The organism is Paenibacillus tritici (assembly GCF_018207515.1).
Lineage (GTDB): Bacteria > Bacillota > Bacilli > Paenibacillales > Paenibacillaceae > Paenibacillus_AQ > Paenibacillus_AQ tritici.
On sequence record NZ_CP073365.1, the window covers coordinates 4,780,535 to 4,797,131 of the forward strand.

16 protein-coding genes are annotated in these 16,597 nt (G+C 54.3%); all 16 read right to left on the reverse strand.

Going from position 1 to position 16,597, the window contains the following annotated elements; all coding sequences use genetic code 11:
- Nucleotides 1-55: 55 nt before the first annotated feature.
- Entirely contained in the window at nucleotides 56-1,558 is a 1,503-nt protein-coding gene (locus tag KDC22_RS20675; RefSeq protein WP_173128979.1) for an AAA family ATPase, read from the reverse strand.
- Nucleotides 1,551-2,093, reverse strand: coding sequence for a hypothetical protein (locus KDC22_RS20680; RefSeq protein ID WP_173128981.1), 543 nt, complete (start codon nucleotides 2,091-2,093; stop codon nucleotides 1,551-1,553). The genes KDC22_RS20675 and KDC22_RS20680 overlap by 8 nt, the downstream gene beginning before the upstream one ends.
- A gap of 177 nt (nucleotides 2,094-2,270) precedes the next feature.
- Nucleotides 2,271-3,044, reverse strand: coding sequence for an aminoglycoside adenylyltransferase domain-containing protein (locus tag KDC22_RS20685; RefSeq protein WP_211720194.1), 774 nt, complete (start codon nucleotides 3,042-3,044; stop codon nucleotides 2,271-2,273).
- 219 nt (nucleotides 3,045-3,263) lie between these two features.
- Nucleotides 3,264-3,785, reverse strand: coding sequence for a cell wall elongation regulator TseB-like domain-containing protein (locus KDC22_RS20690; protein ID WP_246552790.1), 522 nt, complete (start codon nucleotides 3,783-3,785; stop codon nucleotides 3,264-3,266).
- A gap of 26 nt (nucleotides 3,786-3,811) precedes the next feature.
- A complete protein-coding gene (locus KDC22_RS20695; RefSeq protein WP_211720195.1) occupies nucleotides 3,812-5,113 on the reverse strand; it encodes an amidohydrolase in 1,302 nt (433 codons plus the stop codon).
- Nucleotides 5,100-5,753: a redox-sensing transcriptional repressor Rex gene (locus KDC22_RS20700; protein WP_173128992.1), complete on the reverse strand. Its 654-nt coding sequence runs from the start codon at nucleotides 5,751-5,753 to the stop codon at nucleotides 5,100-5,102. Before KDC22_RS20700 ends, KDC22_RS20695 begins: the two co-directional genes overlap by 14 nt.
- Nucleotides 5,754-5,929: 176 nt before the next feature.
- The gene (gene dinG / locus KDC22_RS20705; protein ID WP_211720196.1) at nucleotides 5,930-8,791 is read right to left on the reverse strand and encodes an ATP-dependent DNA helicase DinG; all 2,862 of its coding nucleotides are present in this window, start codon (nucleotides 8,789-8,791) and stop codon (nucleotides 5,930-5,932) included.
- A 120-nt stretch (nucleotides 8,792-8,911) separates the two neighbouring features.
- Nucleotides 8,912-9,526, reverse strand: coding sequence for a tetratricopeptide repeat protein (locus KDC22_RS20710; RefSeq protein ID WP_211720197.1), 615 nt, complete (start codon nucleotides 9,524-9,526; stop codon nucleotides 8,912-8,914).
- 138 nt (nucleotides 9,527-9,664) lie between these two features.
- Nucleotides 9,665-10,048 (reverse strand): aspartate 1-decarboxylase, encoded by a 384-nt coding sequence (panD, locus tag KDC22_RS20715; RefSeq protein WP_173129001.1) that lies wholly within the window; start codon nucleotides 10,046-10,048, stop codon nucleotides 9,665-9,667.
- A complete protein-coding gene (gene panC / locus KDC22_RS20720) occupies nucleotides 10,041-10,931 on the reverse strand; it encodes a pantoate--beta-alanine ligase (RefSeq protein ID WP_211720198.1) in 891 nt (296 codons plus the stop codon). The genes panD and panC overlap by 8 nt, the downstream gene beginning before the upstream one ends.
- 1 nt (nucleotide 10,932) lies before the next feature.
- The gene (panB, locus tag KDC22_RS20725; RefSeq protein WP_173129006.1) at nucleotides 10,933-11,799 is read right to left on the reverse strand and encodes a 3-methyl-2-oxobutanoate hydroxymethyltransferase; all 867 of its coding nucleotides are present in this window, start codon (nucleotides 11,797-11,799) and stop codon (nucleotides 10,933-10,935) included.
- A 325-nt stretch (nucleotides 11,800-12,124) separates the two neighbouring features.
- Nucleotides 12,125-12,925, reverse strand: a complete 801-nt coding sequence (locus KDC22_RS20730) for a biotin--[acetyl-CoA-carboxylase] ligase (RefSeq protein ID WP_211720199.1) — start codon at nucleotides 12,923-12,925, stop codon at nucleotides 12,125-12,127.
- Nucleotides 12,918-14,198, reverse strand: coding sequence for a CCA tRNA nucleotidyltransferase (locus tag KDC22_RS20735; RefSeq protein ID WP_246552792.1), 1,281 nt, complete (start codon nucleotides 14,196-14,198; stop codon nucleotides 12,918-12,920). The genes KDC22_RS20730 and KDC22_RS20735 overlap by 8 nt, the downstream gene beginning before the upstream one ends.
- 10 nt (nucleotides 14,199-14,208) lie before the next feature.
- Entirely contained in the window at nucleotides 14,209-15,366 is a 1,158-nt protein-coding gene (bshA, locus tag KDC22_RS20740; RefSeq protein WP_173129013.1) for an N-acetyl-alpha-D-glucosaminyl L-malate synthase BshA, read from the reverse strand.
- Nucleotides 15,367-15,458: 92 nt separating this feature from the next.
- On the reverse strand, nucleotides 15,459-16,163 hold the full coding sequence (gene bshB1 / locus KDC22_RS20745; protein ID WP_211720201.1) for a bacillithiol biosynthesis deacetylase BshB1: 705 nt from the start codon (nucleotides 16,161-16,163) through the stop codon (nucleotides 15,459-15,461).
- Nucleotides 16,160-16,585, reverse strand: coding sequence for a methylglyoxal synthase (gene mgsA, locus KDC22_RS20750; RefSeq protein WP_211720202.1), 426 nt, complete (start codon nucleotides 16,583-16,585; stop codon nucleotides 16,160-16,162). The genes bshB1 and mgsA overlap by 4 nt, the downstream gene beginning before the upstream one ends.
- Between the last annotated feature and the right edge of the window lie 12 nt (nucleotides 16,586-16,597).

A 16,597-nucleotide genomic window follows, 5' to 3' on the forward strand; every position in this document is an offset into this window, starting at 1 on the left:
TATAATGATATCTTAGCATGTCTGAAAAGTAAAAAAAAATAACCGGCATAAAGAATTATGCCGGTAAAAGGACACTGTCACGAAATTGACAACGAAATTGCTCTCCGGAGAGAACTTCTTCCTTCATTAAAATGTCAAGAGAGTAATCAAATACATTTCTTTGCTTCTCCAGCAGCTCCTTCGTACGGATCATCAGCTCATCCAGGATTTTACTATTCTCCTTCATCAGCTCTTCCGTGGTAACCATCTGCAGATTCGCAATTCCGAGTGAGGTAAGTCCTGACTTCATCATGGTCTCGACAATATTCAGCGCCTGGTCGAAATCTCCGCGGGAGCCGGTACTGCGTCCTCCGTAATACATCTCTTCGGCGGCGGCTCCGCCCAAGGCAATCATAATCTGATTCTCCAGATAATCCTTCGTATACAGATACTGCTCGGTCTGCGGATTATGCCGTACATATCCGAGAGCCTGCCCGCGCGGGGTCAGCGTGACCTGACTGACGCTTCCGGGACGAAGCAGTTCAGCCATAATAGCATGTCCAAGTTCGTGAATCGCCACACGCTTCTTCTCTTCATGGTTGGTCTCGCGGTCGGTCTTCTCGCCCATCATCACTTTGTCGATCGCCATCGAGAGATGACGCTGCTCCACCTGGGTCAGATTCTCACGCATCATGTAGATTGCCGCTTCGTTCATCACGCTCTCCAGCTGTGCCCCTGAGAAGCCGTAGGCCTCTTCGGCAATTTTGTCCAAGCTTACCGTCTCGTGCAGCGGTTTGTTCTTGGCATGGAGATCGAGAATCGACTTGCGGCCTTTCTTGTCAGGCATATCGACCTGAATATGCCGGTCAAAACGGCCAGGGCGCAGCAGCGCCGAGTCCAGCATCTCTTTGCGGTTCGTGGCAGCTACCAGCAGAATACGCGGGGCATCATTGTTATAGATCCCGTCCATCTCGGTCAGTAGCTGATTAAGGGTCTGGTCATATTCCCGTTGTTGTCCGCCTTCGCGTTTACCGCCAATGACGTCGATCTCATCAATGAAAATAATGGCGCTTTCCTTGTTCTCCTTGAGCGCGCGCGTGCGGGCATCCTTGAACAGATCGCGGACGCGCCCGGCACCGACGCCGACATACATCTCTACAAATTCACTGCCTGAAGCAGCCACAAACACCGAGTTGGTATAATGAGCGGCAGCCTTGGCCATCAGGGTCTTGCCTGTTCCCGGAGGGCCGGTGAGCAGAATCCCCTTGAGCGGGCGAATCCCGAATTTGCTGATTTCTTCATGACGGATGAGGAAGTCAAGGGCTTCACGCAGCTCCTGCTTGGCATTGTCCTGTCCGCCGATTTCTTCAAAGGTCAGCTTGGACGGGCCGTTCTTCTTGCGTTTCTTATCTGCGCCTGCATTGACGGCCAGACCGCCGCGCGCATGGGCAATGAATAGAAGTGCAGAGACCATGCCGAGCGCTATGATTACCGGAAAGATATTAATTCCGACAAAAACCATAAAAATCAGCATGACCGGAACAGCTCCGGCTAGTATTTCTTTCCAATACTTAAGCATTGTTCCACACTCCCATCTTGGCTGCCACACGCGGTAAAATAATAAACTTGCTCTCCGTGCCATTGCTCAGGCTCACATACACATTATTATCATCAATCTCTGTTGTAGCGGTAACCCCGCTGTACTTGCTGTCCTGCTCCTTAAGTCCATCAAGCTTGGCGGGGATTAATGTATACTTCCGGCTCTCCATGGCTTCCGCCACAGAGAACATCGCTTTATCCCAATATTCATCCAGCAGAGCGCTGGTATCCTGTTCCACATCAAGCTTCAGTGTCCGGCCATTAATGGCTGCACTGCCTTCCTTGGACACATACTGTACCAGCTCACGTAATTTCGTGCCCGGCTGCAATTCAAGTTTCAAAGTGACTTCATTGCGTTTAATAGTAATATGGGAATCCTTCACTCCCTCATAAGAAGATACCAGCTTATGCAGCGGCTCCTGCACCACAAATTGACGGTAAGCATACCAGCCACCAAATAATAATGCAGCAGACAGCAGAGACGTTAGCAGTACAGGCACAAGACGCAGTTTCAAGAAACGTCCTCCTCTCAATAATGACCGAACATCCATCTATAATAATGACCAACCAGCGTGTCTAGCGCCCATCCGAGACTGACATGCTCTTAAGCATGTCTTGATACAAGTAGTAGTATATCACAGGTGTATATACGATTTTACATAAAAGTGTGAATATATTTAAAATTTTTGATACTAATTTCTGGATGTTTCAGTAGAGAGATTGATTTCCTTAGCCATATACTCAGCGAATTCTATCCATAGCTCAGGGTTGCTGCCTATGCTGCTGACCGCACCGCTATATTGATCCAGACAGTCCTTCAGCAGCCCGTGATAGCACTGTGGCACATGCTTCAATCCCCACTCTCCGCCTTCCTTTTTGGAAGACACCACTTCTTCACGCGCATAATACAGCACCCGGCACAGATTCAGTGTGTAATACACCGGAGCATCAATAATATTCTGCCTGGCATCCTCAATATCGCCCAGAATGGAATCGAGAACATATTGCCGGTCTACCGGCAGGAAGGCTTCGCGTATGGGTTCGCCGTACAGAATGAATCCCCGCTGATAGACGACAGCAAAGTGAGCCGCAAGATCCCCATCCTCCAAACCGCCGCAAATGTAATCCTCCTCCAGACTGTAGCGCTCCAGATGACCCTTCGAGAAATGGAATTCAAACGGCGTCGGATGCACAAAGTTCTTCAGATAACTTGTCAGGACAACACTTAGTTCAACTCCCCCCTGATTCGGCAGGCTATTGTGATACGCTACTATTCTCTTCGCAAGTCTCTTACTGACCTCTCCAGATAACTTGTCATGGACAACAATCAGCAAGTCGATATCGCTGGTATTCGGATTGAAGCAGCCCATCGCCAGCGACCCGTGCACATAAATCCCGGACAGATTTGCCCCGAGTTCCTCCTTGAACAGTTCTACCGCTTGATCCAGATATGCTAAAATTTCCATTTCAAAATTTCCTCCTGCTTCATAAAATTCCGCGTAGTATTGCTGATCCGATATACATGAATGATATTGCTATGAGTGTATACTTCCGTGTAAACGAATGAACAGCAGAGCAGCGTGGAGCCGCTTCGGTAACAAAAAAGCGGGAGAACAGTTGTAACTGTATCCCCCGCTTCTGCTATGGTTCAAGCCCTGCCACCCGGCCGCTTATTATGCAGACGATTAACGGTTAGGCAAACTGTACCCTTCGCCGATGGCGCTGCCGTCTGTGAAGCGGTAGAAGTTGTAATAGTAACGCCCGTCTTTTTTGTAAAATAGCTGCCAGGCATATTCCCCGTTGTACACTCCTGGCAGCAGGCGTTTAATCGTAATACCCGGCAGCTGGGCGGTAATGATCTCGCGCATTTTCGCTTCCGGGGTTCCTTTGCTCAGCTCTTCAGCATATAGATCATTGGCGCCTCCGGCAGGCTTGCCTTCCGTGGTAAAACGGACCCACACCATGATCTCCGTCCCTGCCTCATTCTTGCCGGTCAAGACCCAATAGATTTCATTCTCATTCCAGACTGATTTCTGGGCCTTGGTGACCTCTGTTAACCCGGCACGCGTTCTGGCCAGCTCTTTGGCTTCACTCCGCTCGTTCCACTGATCCTTCATAATGTAGGCATAAAACTGGCTTAGTCCGAACAGAAGGAGCAAAACCAGGGAGATCCCCAGCAGAAGCCATTTTCTCCTCTTCTTCACCATGCAGCTCCCTTTCCAAAACCTCTGTATTACCGTTTAAGCAGGCTCTCGAATGTTTCCTGTGCTTTGCGGCGGATCGCTTCCTCATCGAGTGTCAGGCATTGCCCGTGCTTCACCACCTGCTTGCCGTTGACCCATACATGCTCCACATCCTTGGCACTTGCCGAATAGACGGCGTGGGAGAGCAGATCGCTATGGGGCAGCAGATGCGGCTGGTCAATATCAAGCGCAATGAAGTCGGCCTTCATCCCTGCTGCAAGCCTGCCTACCTGCTTCAGAAAAATAGACTGCGCTCCATACTCCGTCGCCATCAGCAGCGCTTCAGGTGCGGGTACCGCTGTAGGATCGCCGCTTACGCCTTTGTGGATCAGCGCCGCCAGTCTCATCTCTTCAAACATATCCAGGTTGTTATTGCTTGCTGCGCCATCAGTACCCAGCGAGACCTTAACCCCTGCTCTAAGCAGCTCAGGGACACGGGCTACACCGCTGGCCAGCTTCAGGTTGCTGCCGGGATTATGTGACACGCCAACGTGATGGCGGGCCAGGATGCCGATCTCTTCATCGTTCAGATGGACACCATGCGCAATCAGCGAAGGACGGGTGAACATCCCCAGCTTCTCCAGATGCGCTACCGGACGGAGTCCGTAGTCGGCAACATTCTGCTCCACTTCATGGCGCGTCTCGGACATATGGGTGTGCATCGGGAGATCCAGATCATGCGCAGCCTCTACAAATTTCACGAAAAACTCTGGAGGACAGGTGTAAGGGGCATGCGGCGAGAGCATCGTAGTAATTCTGCCGTCGGCCTTGCCATGCCAGTCACGGGCAAATGCAATCGCCTCTGCGAGCTTGGACTTCTGCTCCTCTTCCGGGCATAGCCCGATCACGCCGCGCATCAGCACAGCCCGAATCCCGGATTGTCCGGTCACTTCTGCTACCCGGTCCATATGATCATACATATCGAGGAAAGTCGTCGTCCCGCCCTTCAGCATTTCCAGCACGGACAACGAGGTTCCCCAATATACATCATCACCAGTGAATTTCGCTTCCATCGGCCACATCTTCTCCTGCAGCCAGGTCTGAAGCACCATATCATCACCGTATCCGCGCAGCAGCGACATTGCCGTATGCCCATGGGTATTCACAAGACCCGGCATGAACAGCAGACGGCTGCCGTCCACCACCCGAGCATTCTCTTCCATGACAGGCTCAGCTTCACCTATGTAAGTAATCAGATCGTCCTCAATGGTCATATACCCGCTTAGAACCGGCTTGTCACTGCCCGGAACCAGGAAACGGCCATGCTTGATTATCGTCTTATTGCTGCTCATCTTCGGTCTCTTCCTTTCCATCATGCAAATAATAGGCCAGGCTCTGCAGATCGGTGGTAAAGTCTGCGGCATGAATCCGGATATTGGCAGGAGTCTTGAGAATAACCGGTGCGAAGTTCAGAATAGCCTCGATGCCGGAGTCTACAAGAATATCAGCTACGTTCTGGGCTTCGCTGTCCGGTACGGTAATGATCCCGATGCGGATTCCCTGGGAACGGATCGTATCGCCGAGCTCTTCCATCGGCTGCACAACCAGTGAGTTGATCTGCTGGCCCACCTTCGGCGGGTAAGCATCGAAGACGGCCGTAATCTTCATCGTATCCTTCAGATAGGCATTGTAATTGGACAAGGCATGGCCAAGATTACCGGCGCCTACCAGAGCGACGTTGATTTGCTGGTCAAGCTTCAGGATATGACGGATTTTCTCGATCAGATAGGATACATCATAACCGATGCCTTTTCTGCCGAAATCACCGAAATAAGCCAGATCCTTACGGATCTGAGCAGGGTTCAGATCAAGCTTCTGGCCCAGCTCCTGAGAAGAAACGGTTGAGATTTCGCGTTTTTGGAGATCGTTCAGGAAACGCAGGTACACTGGAAGCCTGCGGACGACAGCCTCCGATATTTTATCCGATTTCATGTTTTCTCCTCCTAAAAGTTTGGATAGCATACGCTTCCTTGTATAACTTCGCTAAACTTGCCTCGAAAGCCAATTATAGGAACCGTGCCCCGCCGCCTGCCTGACTCAGCAGCTACAGCCGGGGCGCGGATCTTCAGGTTAACCATAACTTATTCATCATATCAATAGCAGAGGAATTAGGAAACCCCGCCTTCTTCCAGCCATTCGGCGATCCTCGGGACCATCTGATCCGTCAGCATATGCTCCATCTTGGGGCCGGGCAGAGAATACAGGAAGTATTTGCCATAATAAGATTCAATGACCCTGGTATCATATACAATAACGATTCCGCGGTCCTGCGCCGTGCGGACCAGCCGCCCGAAGCCCTGCTTGAAGCGGATGACGGCCTGCGGGACGGACAGCTTCATGAACGGATTCTTCTTCTGTGCCTGGAGCAGCTCCGACTTCGCCTCAGCCAGCGGATGATTCGGCGGCTGGAACGGAAGTCTGACGATCGCCAGGCAGGTCAAGGCTTCCCCGGGGATATCCACCCCTTCCCAGAAGCTGCTGGTCCCCAGCAGCACAGAAGCCGAGCTGTCCTGGAAGCGACGGATCAGCTTGCTCCGGCTGCCGCCCTCCACCCCTTGTCCAAGCACCGCGATATCCTGCGAGGCAAGCGCCTCCTTCAGCGGATCATAGACCTGGCGCAGCATCTTGTACGAGGTGAACAGCACCAGCATCCGTCCCCGGGTAGCTACAGCGGTCTCAGCAAGGGAATGCACCAGCGTGTCCACAAAACGGGCATCCCCTATACTTCCCTTGACGCTCGGGAAGTCACGGGGGATCACCAGCAAAGCCTGCTCCCGGTATTTGAATGGCGACGGAAGCAGTGCGGTCATCAGCTGCCCTTGCTCCGCAGCCTCGCCAAGACCCAGATTGTCAATCATGAACTGGAAGGACTTATCTACGGACAATGTGGCCGAGGTCAGGATAACGCTCTTCTTCTTGTCGAAGAACAGCTCCCTGAGCTGGGTGCTGACATCCACGGGAACGGCGTACATCTGCAGCGACTTGCCTTTATAGTTGCCGCTTCCCTCCAGCCAGTACACGATATTCTCATCATTCAGATTCATGAAGAAACGAATCTGTTCCCTGATGGAGGCCAGATCCTTGAACAACCCGCTAATATCCGTGACAAGACCGTCCGAGGAGGACTGGCTGTCCGTGTCACGCATCTCACTGAGCATCTTGTCACCCCTGCGGATGATATCGCTCAAGCTGAGGTTAAGCGTATTCTCCAGGGCAGCCAGCTCTTCCCAGTCTTTGGGCTTCTTGCCCGGCTGCAGCCGGGCCACCAGCTGACCGGCTTCCCCGGCACCGGCATCGCTGCGCTCGGGCAGCAGCCCGAAGAGCCTGTCGCTAAGCGCATCCCAGGACTCCTTCACCGTCAACAGATCGGGATAGATCCGGTCGATCACTCCGCTCCATTCGGAAGCCTGCTCACTGCCGGAAGACTGCAGAGCCATGCGAAGAGCAGGCAGCTGGCCGCTCCGGCTATCCTTGTACAAGCGGGTAAGCGTATGGGCAACAGTGAAGTATTTCATCTGCATGCCAAGATGCTTGCCGGCGATATCCTCCAGATGATGAGCTTCATCAATGATGAGATGCTCATAAGCCGGAAGGAGCTGATGGCCGGCCTTGACATCAGCGAACAGCTTGGAGTGATTGGTAACCACAACATCGGATATCCCGGCTTCGTGTTTGGCCCGGTGGTAATAACATTTGCGGAACCAGGGACAGGCCCGGCCCAGACAGGAATCGGTGTCACTGGCAACGGTCTCCCAGAAATCACCGCCGCGTCCGCTTAAGTTAAGCTCCTCGTCATCCCCGGTCTCCGTCTGGGTAAGCCAGACGATCATTTGGGCAGCCGTAAGCGCTTCTTCCCTTGGACTTGTGAAGTCTTTTTTGTTAATTCTGTGTTCAAACTTGCGCAGGCACAAATAGTGCCCTCTTCCCTTGAAGATCGAAGCCTTGAACGGGAACGGCACCACACTGGTCAGCAGAGGGATGTCCCGCTCCCGCAACTGGTCCTGGAGGTTGATCGTATGCGTGCTGACCATAACCTTCTGGTTGCTGCGGACACTGTGATAGATAGCCGGAAGCAGATATCCGAGCGATTTGCCGGTGCCTGTTCCCGCTTCAATCAGCAGATGCTTATCCTGCTCCAGCGCCGTCATGACCTCATGGATCATCAGCTCCTGGGCCTCACGGCTCTCATACTGGGGAAGAGCAGCCTTCAGCCGCTTGGTTACCTCGTCCATATATTCCTGGAAGGTAATGTTCTCCAGCGGATTACTGCTGCCTTCCTCCCGCGGGGAAGGCAGCTCGGCCCAGTCGCCCACGGCAAGCGCCAGCTGACGGTAGAAGGTCAGCTCGCCTTCCGGCTGAAAGGTCTCCATCTCCCGCTCTCGCAGCAGACCGTCGAAATACCAGGCCAGGTCACTGTCTTCGTCCGCGAACAGCTCATTCAGCCGCTGAATCGTCAGGAGCGGCAGACTGTGCAGCTCCTCCAGACATTTAAGCAGCACAATAGCCGTGGCCAGCGCATCGCTGTCCGCCTGATGGGGACGCTCATGCGTGATGCCGAAATGTTGGCTCACCGCGCCAAGCTGATAGGTGCTCAGCGAGGGGAAGCATATTTTGAGAAAATCAATTGTATCCAGAATACGCCCCTGAAACGGCAGGTAGCCGCAGCGGTCCAGCGCATTCTGCAGGAAATGAAAATCAAAGGCTACATTGTGACCAACGAGGACAACATCATCCAGCAGCGGCACCAGCTCCATCATCATCTCATCCAGCTCCGGCGCATCCTGCACATCACTGTCAGTAATTCCGGTCAGGCCCGTAATAAAAGGAGGAATTGGTGCTCCGGGCTTGACGTAGGAACCATACACCCTGGAGATAGTCCCGTCTTCTTCTATAATGGCAAGGCCAACCTGGATGATTTCACCCACAGATTGGGTTCCCGTAGTTTCAAAATCAAGCACGGCAAATTTCATTATAAGTTCTATTCCCTTTCACTTGAGACTCTTTATCAGCATAACAGAAGTTACGAAAAAAGGCGATGCAAACCCCCGGGAAGTGGGGAGGTCGCATCGCTTGAAGGAACCGGAGATAAATTATAAAAGCGAAACCAGCTGATGTCCGAACTGGAGCTTCCCGCCCCGCCTGCGGCACACCTCCAGATTAACGTTCGGCTCCGGAAGGGCCGGATCATGCTGCAAGGCCTGGCTGAACAGCTCACTGGCTTCATTGAAACGTTCCTGCGAAGCACGGATACAGCCAAGCGCATTATAAATCATCGCCTTCAGCTTCGCCTCACGGATCAGGCCCAGCATATGGTTCAGGTGTCCCCAGGCTGTCTCCGCCTCGCCTTCCTGCAGATAAGCCATGGCCAAATATAGGCGGGCTGCCAGACTGTCAGGGTGTTTATCTGTGACCTGCCGGAACTGTTCAATACATTTGCGGTACATCAGCAGCTTGTAATAGCCCTGCCCCCTGACAAAAGCGTCCATGCCAAGCTCAGGCGCTTCCTCTTCGGGCAACTCCTCCGGCGGAACCTGAAAGTCCGCCTGTTCACGGAATTCGCTAAGCTTTTCGGCAAAGACCAGCCACTCATCCATTACATTATCGCTGATCCAGTGGAGCATATTATACTTGGATAAAAGGTCGCTTCGGCGGTCACCCTCCGCAGTAGGGAAGTCGGTTTGGATCTCCTGCAGCATCTTGTTCATCTCAGCAAATAAATGTTGAAACACCGGACATCCCACCCTTACTGATAATGAAGTCAGCTTAAGCTTGCCTGCCTTCATTTTTCACAAGAACAGGTGTCTTCATCCCTGCCATTGATTACATGGCTCAAACAGCGGGATTTAGGCAATCGTCGCGTGTAGCTCATGATCCGCCAGCTTCACCGGCTTATTGTCCGCATCGACAAACACTACAGTGGGCTTGTGTGACGCCAGCTCCTCGGAGGACATCACAGCATACGAGATAATAATGACGGTATCTCCAGGCTGCACCAGGCGGGCTGCCGCCCCGTTCAGGCAGATGACGCCGCTGCCGCGCGGGCCGGGAATGACATAGGTCTCCAGCCGGGAACCGTTATTATTGTCCACGATCTGCACCTTCTCATTCTCCAGCAGGTCTGCGGCTTCCATCAGGTCCTCATCAATGGTAATGCTGCCCACATAATTCAGATTGGCTTCAGTGACCGTAGCCCGGTGGATCTTGGATTTCATCATATGTCTAAACAAGTGCGTGTGCCTCCTTAGGAATAAAAACATTATTGTCAATCAGCCGGGTTCTGCCGAACTTCACGGCAAGTGCGATAATAACTTCGCCGTCCGCTTCGCTCAGCCTGCTGCCGCCTTCCAGACTCTCAAGGTCAGGGAAGGTTAGAATCTCTGCGTAATCAATGACCGCGAGGGAAGATTCAGCAATCACCGAACCCAGCATACCGCGCGCTTCATCCACCGTACTGATTCTGCCCTCTTCAATAGCCTGACGCACTTCACGCAGCGAACGGGACAAGACCAGGGCCTGTCTGCGCTCTTCCGCGCTCAGATAGACATTGCGTGAGCTTAACGCCAGCCCGTCTTCCTCACGGACAATCGGACATGCGATAATCTCTACATTCATGTTCAGGTCAGCTACCATCCGGCGCAGAACGGCAACCTGCTGGGCATCCTTCAATCCGAAGAAGGCATAGTCGGGCTGCACAATATGAAACAGCTTGCTGACCACAGTAGTTACTCCGTCAAAATGCCCCGGCCGGGACGCACCGCAGAGCTGTGTGGTCAGTGAGGAGACCGAAACCCCTGTACGGATCGGCTGCGGGTACATCTCTTCCACACTCGGAATAAACACCAGATCGGCACCCTCGCGTTCGGCCAGCTCCAGATCACGCTGCTCATCGCGGGGATAGGATGCAAAATCCTCATTCGGCCCGAACTGCAGCGGGTTGACGAAAATACTCATCACCACGGTGCCGCTCTTCTCCCCCGCCTTGCGCAGCAGGCTGGCATGTCCTTCGTGTAAATATCCCATTGTAGGCACAAACCCAACGGGACCGTGGCCTCCTTGACGCATATATTCAAGCGCTTCGCGCAGTTCTGCAATTGTTCTGAGGACTCTCATCTTATTTCGCTCCTTTGCCGGCATTGCCGTATAAAGATTCCAGCACCGTCTCGTCCGCATTAAACACATGCTCCTGCGCCGGGAACGAGCGGTCCTTCACTTCCTGAACGTAGCTGCTGATTCCTTCACGGATCAGACTGCCTACATCCGCGTAGGTCTTGACGAACTTCTTCTCCCGGTAAGGAGAGGCATAACGCAGAACGTCATGGAACACCAGCACCTGACCGTCACAATAACGTCCAGCACCGATCCCGATAGTCGGAATGCTGACTGCCTTAGAGATGGCCGCAGCCACTTCCTCTGTCACCAGTTCAAGCACGATCCCGAAGGCTCCGGCAGCTTCCAGCGCCTTGGCTTCATCCATCAGACGCTGTGCATCCTTGGGGTCCTTACCCTGAATCCGGTAGCCGCCGATCATATTGACCGATTGCGGGGTTAAGCCGATATGGCCGAGGACCGGAACTCCCGCAGACACAACTGCGGAGACGGTGGAGCAGATCTCTAGTCCGCCTTCCATTTTGACCGCATGGGCCTGACCTTCCTGCATCAGTCTGCGCACGCCGCGCAAGGTCTCATCTACACTGCCGTGATAGGTCATGAACGGCATATCCGCGATAATAAAAGTATGCTGTGCTCCGCGTTTCACCGACCGGGTATGGTAGACCATATCCTCTATGGTAACCGGTAACGTTGTATCATAACCAAGCACGACGTTCCCCAGTGAATCGCCTACCAGAATCAGGTCTATTCCTGCTTCCTCAGCCAACAGGGCTGAAGGATAATCATAAGCGGTGATCATGCTTAGGGGCACACCATCCGTTTTCATTTTTTTCATTTTGATAATATTCAGTGCATGTTTGTCTGCCATTCGCTCTCATTCCCCTTTTCCATAAAATACGCGTTCTCCGCGCAAACAAAAAAACCCTTTAGCATTAGTCCGCTAAATAGGTCCGAAGGGCAAAAAAGAGTCACTCGCGATCGTCCCTTCTGTCTCGGTCCTTACGGCTCAGAGCAGAATCCAACGTAACCGTCACATCCAGTTATGAAGGTATATCCGGTAACACAACTTCCTGGTATAAGCTTCTCTTACACAAGTACAGCTCGCCAATGCGATGCCGCCTATGAACACAGTATATCAAAAAATTACAACAAATAACACCAAAAAATATGACAAGGGCTGTGACCCTTGCCATTCAGATCATTTCAACTTCACCGGACAGCACGCTGGTAATACCGCCTGTCCCGCTGCGCACCAGCAGTCCGCCGTTATCATCAAGCCCGACAGCAGTCGCCTCGGTGCGTCCCTGGGGAGTGTTCACGCTCACCTGGCGGCCCAGTGTGACCGACATCGACTCCCATAGCTCCTTCACAGGCTGGAAGCCCCGCTCCTGGTACAGGGCATACAAATATTCGAGTTCCTCCAGCACGGCTTCCGCAAGTCTTGTCCGGTCTACCGGAATGCCGCCGCCTTCAATCAGCAGCGAGGTTCCAATTCCCTTAAGCTCCTCAGGATAATCCGCCTCTGTCAGATTGGCGGCAATGCCGATACCGGCGATGCAATAATGAAGCCCGCCTTCTCTAAGCGAGGATTCAAGCAGGATTCCGCAGATTTTGCGGCCTCCCGCCAGCAGATCGTTGGGCCACTTGATTCCGGCAGGTACACCGGTAACCTCACGGATGGCTGTGCAGACAGCCACACCGGCCAGTAAAGTCAGCTGCGGAGTTAAGGCCAGCGGCAGCTCCGGACGCAGCACCAGGCTCATCCAGATCCCTTTGCCATGCGGGGAATGCCATTTACGGCCCATCCTGCCCCGGCCGCCGGTCTGTTCCTCAGCCATTACCGTCGTGCCCTCGGGGGCACCGATCTCCGCCAGCTTCTTGGCTTCCTCCTGGGTGGAGGCTACCACATCCATCCGTACGATCTCGCCAGGCCAGCCCGATACGAAATCCTCCCGCAGCAAGGCGCCCGGAGGCTGAACATGTTTGTTATTCATCTCGATCCATCCTTTGCGCTGCCTGCAGCAGTGATTGGGGGTCATTCGCAAGGTCTCCGGCAGCCACTGCCTGAAGGAGCCGGTGCAGCAGCACGCCCAGCCAAGGGCCGGGCCGCTTATCCAGCACCGCCGTCACCTCATGGCCGGTCACCCCCAGCTCCCCGAGTGTGCGGATCGGCATAGCTGCGGCCCAGGACCGCAGCTGGCTGGTGGTGACCGCGGCGGCTGTGGCCCCCGCCGCCTCGAGCAGCGTCAGCCACCCTTCGGCGGCTGACGTGCCGTGGGCCAGCACGGCGGCGATCCACCGCCGCCGCAGCAGATCCCCGGCGCCCGGAGCCTCCGGCGCCGCCGAAGACAGCGCCGCGTCCCAGGCTTCGCGGACGCGCAGCACGGCGACGACGCCAGCACGCGTCGCCCCGGGGAACGTCCATGCCCGCAGGAGCTCATCGGCCGCAGCGGCCGACGATCCCAGGGCATGCAGCAGGAGCGCCCAACGCAGGCGGGCGTCCTGCAGGTCCCCGAGACCGGCTGTGCGTGCGGCGGCTGCCGCCAGCTCACGGCCGGTCCAAGGGAACGGCGCTTTGCCGCGCGGCAGCAGGCCGCTGCGCAGCAGGAGACCCAGCCCGCGCTGCGGGTGCGGGCCCAGGACGATGCGCTCTACCTCCGCGCGCACCCGCTCCACAGCAATATGCGCCAGCTTGTCCCGCTGGCGCAGCAGTCCGCGCCAGGTATTCTTCGCCACGGCGAAATCCAGCACGGAGGCAAAACGTACGCAGCGCAGCATCCGCAGCGCATCCTCGTCGAAGCGCTCCTCCGCTTCACCTACACAGCGGATCATACGGAGCTTAAGATCACGCTGTCCGCCGAAGGGGTCGATCCGCTTCCCGTCCAGGCCGCAACAGATGGCGTTGATGGTGAAATCACGGCGGCGGAGATCCTCCCGCACATCCCTCACAAACACGACATGCTCCGGACGGCGGTGATCGGCATAGCCGCTCTCCGTCCGGTAGGTCGTAACTTCCAGGCTGTGGCCTGCCTCCAGCACAGTAATAGTGCCATGCGCCAATCCTGTAGGGACACAGCGGGGGAACAGGTCCATAACCTCCTGCGGCAATGCCGAGGTAGTAATGTCTATATCATGCACCGGACGGCCGAGCAGCTCATCACGCAGGCAGCCGCCCACGAAATAAGCTTCATGGCCGCCTGCCAGCAGACCTGCAACTACAACGCCGGCGGCTTCGGCCATGCCGGATGGTGCCATTGTCCATTCCATACGGTGCTCCTTACCCCCGGACTCCATCGAGTCCGAGTACCTTGCGTCCAAGCACACGGTAATAGATATCTTCATATTGATTGGTAATCATATCCCGGCTGAAATCATTGCACGAGCGCTCCAGACAAGCCCGCCGGAAGCTCTCTACCATCGCATCGTCCGACAGAAGCCGGATGGCATAATCCGCCATAGATACTGTATCGCCGACCGGTGCAAGGAACCCGGTCTTACCATGCTGAATCAGCTCCGGAATCCCTCCGGTCTGCGAGCCGACGGTTGGAACTCCGCAAGCCATCGCTTCCAGAGCGACAAGCCCGAAGCTCTCCTTCTCTGAAGGCAGCAGCAGCAGATCCGCCAGAGAGATCACCTGGGCAATCTCGTCCTGCTTGCCCAGGAATCTGACCTTGTCATCCAGGCCCATCTCGCTGATCTTGGCCTGGATCTTCGGCAGGTCAGGCCCTTCGCCGACCAGCAGCAGTCGGGATGGTATCCGCTGGCTTACCCTGGCGAATACATCCACTACGTCACTCACCCGTTTGACCGGGCGGAAGTTACTGATATGCATGAGAATCTTTTCATCCGGCGAGGCGAAATCGCCGCGCAGGTCAGTGACATCGCGGGGATAATACACCCGTTTGTCCACGAAGTTATACGTCAGATCTATTTCGCGCGTAATATCCAGCGCCTTACGTGTTTCGTTGATCAGGTCCCGGGAGACCGCCGTTACGGCATCGCTCTCGTTAATGCCCAGCCGGATCAGATCCTTCAGGGATTCATCCTGGCCCAGAACCGTAATATCCGTGCCATGCAGGGTGGTAACCACTTTGATGTCGTTGCCCAGAATCTGCTTGGCCAGAAAGGCACATACCGCGTGCGGCACCGCATAATGCACATGGAACAAGTCCAGGTTCTGCATTTTGGCAACCTGAGCCATCTTGGTCGCCAGGGCCAGATCGTACGGCGGATAACGGAACACATAATAATCGTTAACCTCTACCTCGTGGTAGAATATATTCTTCTGAAACGTTCCCAGCCGGAACGGGATGCTGTGGGTAATGAAGTGGACCTCATGACCTTTTTCGGCCAATAGCTTGCCCAGTTCAGTTGCCACAACCCCCGAGCCGCCCAGAGACGGATAACAGGTGATGCCTATTTTAAGCCGCTCCATAGCTCCGCCCCTTCATCTAACATAGGTCTATTACTTCAAGTAATGATATGAATTTATTATAGTTGATTTCCGGGCTTTTTCAAAGGCTTCATTTATTGACGGGCAGCATTGAACACATCTACAGTATAGGGCACCTTGCTGGCGAACCCTTCGGCATACGGAATCAGTCTCCGCTGACCGAGCAGCATGTCTCTTGAACGGACGCGGTCTATATACCCTTCGGTTAAAGGAGTTGACACGGCATCCTCTCCGGGAGCGACCGTGAACTGTGAACGGTAGCAGGACAATGCCTGCTCCTTCAGCGGATACTGTGCGGTCACATCGACAATCAGATCGGTCCGTCCAAGATCATTAATGAAATAGAAATATAATTGCGGTTCAGGAATGGAAGGCTTGTCCGGCATATATTTGCGCAGCTTGGCGTTGAACACAGCTTCCTCCACCAGTCTGCTGCAGGCAATATGATCCGGATGACGGTCTTCCCAGTAAGGAGCGAACACAATGGACGGAGCGAAACGGCGGATCTCCGCAGTCACAGCTGCCAGATGGTCCTCTGTCATATACAGGCCACGGTCAGGCAGTCCGAGATTAGTACGCACAACCGCACCCAGCAATTCAGCAGCCTGCTGCGCCTCCTGCTTACGAAGCTCCACGGTTCCGTTCGAGGACATCTCAGCCTGTGTCAGATCACACATTCCCACCTTGAAGCCAGCAGCGGTATGCTTGGCAATCGTTCCCGCCATACCGATCTCGGCATCATCCGCATGGGCGCCGAATACCAGAATATCGAGCTTCATGACTCATCCACACCCGGTTTGTATTTATGTACCAGCTCACGCCAGCCGAAATCTCCGCGGTCGATGGCTTTTACCAGAATCTCTGCTGTGGCAATATTGGTGGCTACCGGAATTCCGTATACATCACACAGACGCAGCAAGGCCGTAATATCCGGTTCATGCGGCTGGGCCATCAGCGGATCACGCAGGAAAATAATCAAATCCAGCTCATCCGTGGCCACCATGGAGCCAATCTGCTGGTCTCCGCCCAGCGGACCGGACATATAGCGGTGGATGGTAAGCTTGGTTGCTTCCATAATACGCTGACCGGTGGTTCCGGTGGAAAATAACTGATGCCCATGAAAGACATGCTCATAAGCGGTAACAAAATTTACAATTTCATCTTTCTTGCGGTCATGTGCGATAAAAGCGATTTTCAACATATAGCTCTCCCC

Bases quoted from the DNA above. Each gene is read 5' to 3' on its own strand.
- KDC22_RS20730 (WP_211720199.1), bottom strand. From the start codon at position 12,925: ATGAATAACAAACATGTTCAGCCTCCGGGCGCCTTGCTGCGGGAGGAT.
- panB (WP_173129006.1), bottom strand. From the start codon at position 11,799: ATGGCAGACAAACATGCACTGAATATTATCAAAATGAAAAAAATGAAA.
- KDC22_RS20685 (WP_211720194.1), bottom strand. From the start codon at position 3,044: ATGGAAATTTTAGCATATCTGGATCAAGCGGTAGAACTGTTCAAGGAG.
- KDC22_RS20690 (WP_246552790.1), bottom strand. From the start codon at position 3,785: ATGGTGAAGAAGAGGAGAAAATGGCTTCTGCTGGGGATCTCCCTGGTT.
- bshB1 (WP_211720201.1), bottom strand. From the start codon at position 16,163: ATGAAGCTCGATATTCTGGTATTCGGCGCCCATGCGGATGATGCCGAG.
- KDC22_RS20735 (WP_246552792.1), bottom strand. From the start codon at position 14,198: ATGGAATGGACAATGGCACCATCCGGCATGGCCGAAGCCGCCGGCGTT.
- panC (WP_211720198.1), bottom strand. From the start codon at position 10,931: ATGAGAGTCCTCAGAACAATTGCAGAACTGCGCGAAGCGCTTGAATAT.
- KDC22_RS20710 (WP_211720197.1), bottom strand. From the start codon at position 9,526: ATGAACAAGATGCTGCAGGAGATCCAAACCGACTTCCCTACTGCGGAG.
- KDC22_RS20700 (WP_173128992.1), bottom strand. From the start codon at position 5,753: ATGAAATCGGATAAAATATCGGAGGCTGTCGTCCGCAGGCTTCCAGTG.
- mgsA (WP_211720202.1), bottom strand. From the start codon at position 16,585: ATGTTGAAAATCGCTTTTATCGCACATGACCGCAAGAAAGATGAAATT.
- dinG (WP_211720196.1), bottom strand. From the start codon at position 8,791: ATGAAATTTGCCGTGCTTGATTTTGAAACTACGGGAACCCAATCTGTG.
- KDC22_RS20695 (WP_211720195.1), bottom strand. From the start codon at position 5,113: ATGAGCAGCAATAAGACGATAATCAAGCATGGCCGTTTCCTGGTTCCG.
- KDC22_RS20675 (WP_173128979.1), bottom strand. From the start codon at position 1,558: ATGCTTAAGTATTGGAAAGAAATACTAGCCGGAGCTGTTCCGGTCATG.
- bshA (WP_173129013.1), bottom strand. From the start codon at position 15,366: ATGGAGCGGCTTAAAATAGGCATCACCTGTTATCCGTCTCTGGGCGGC.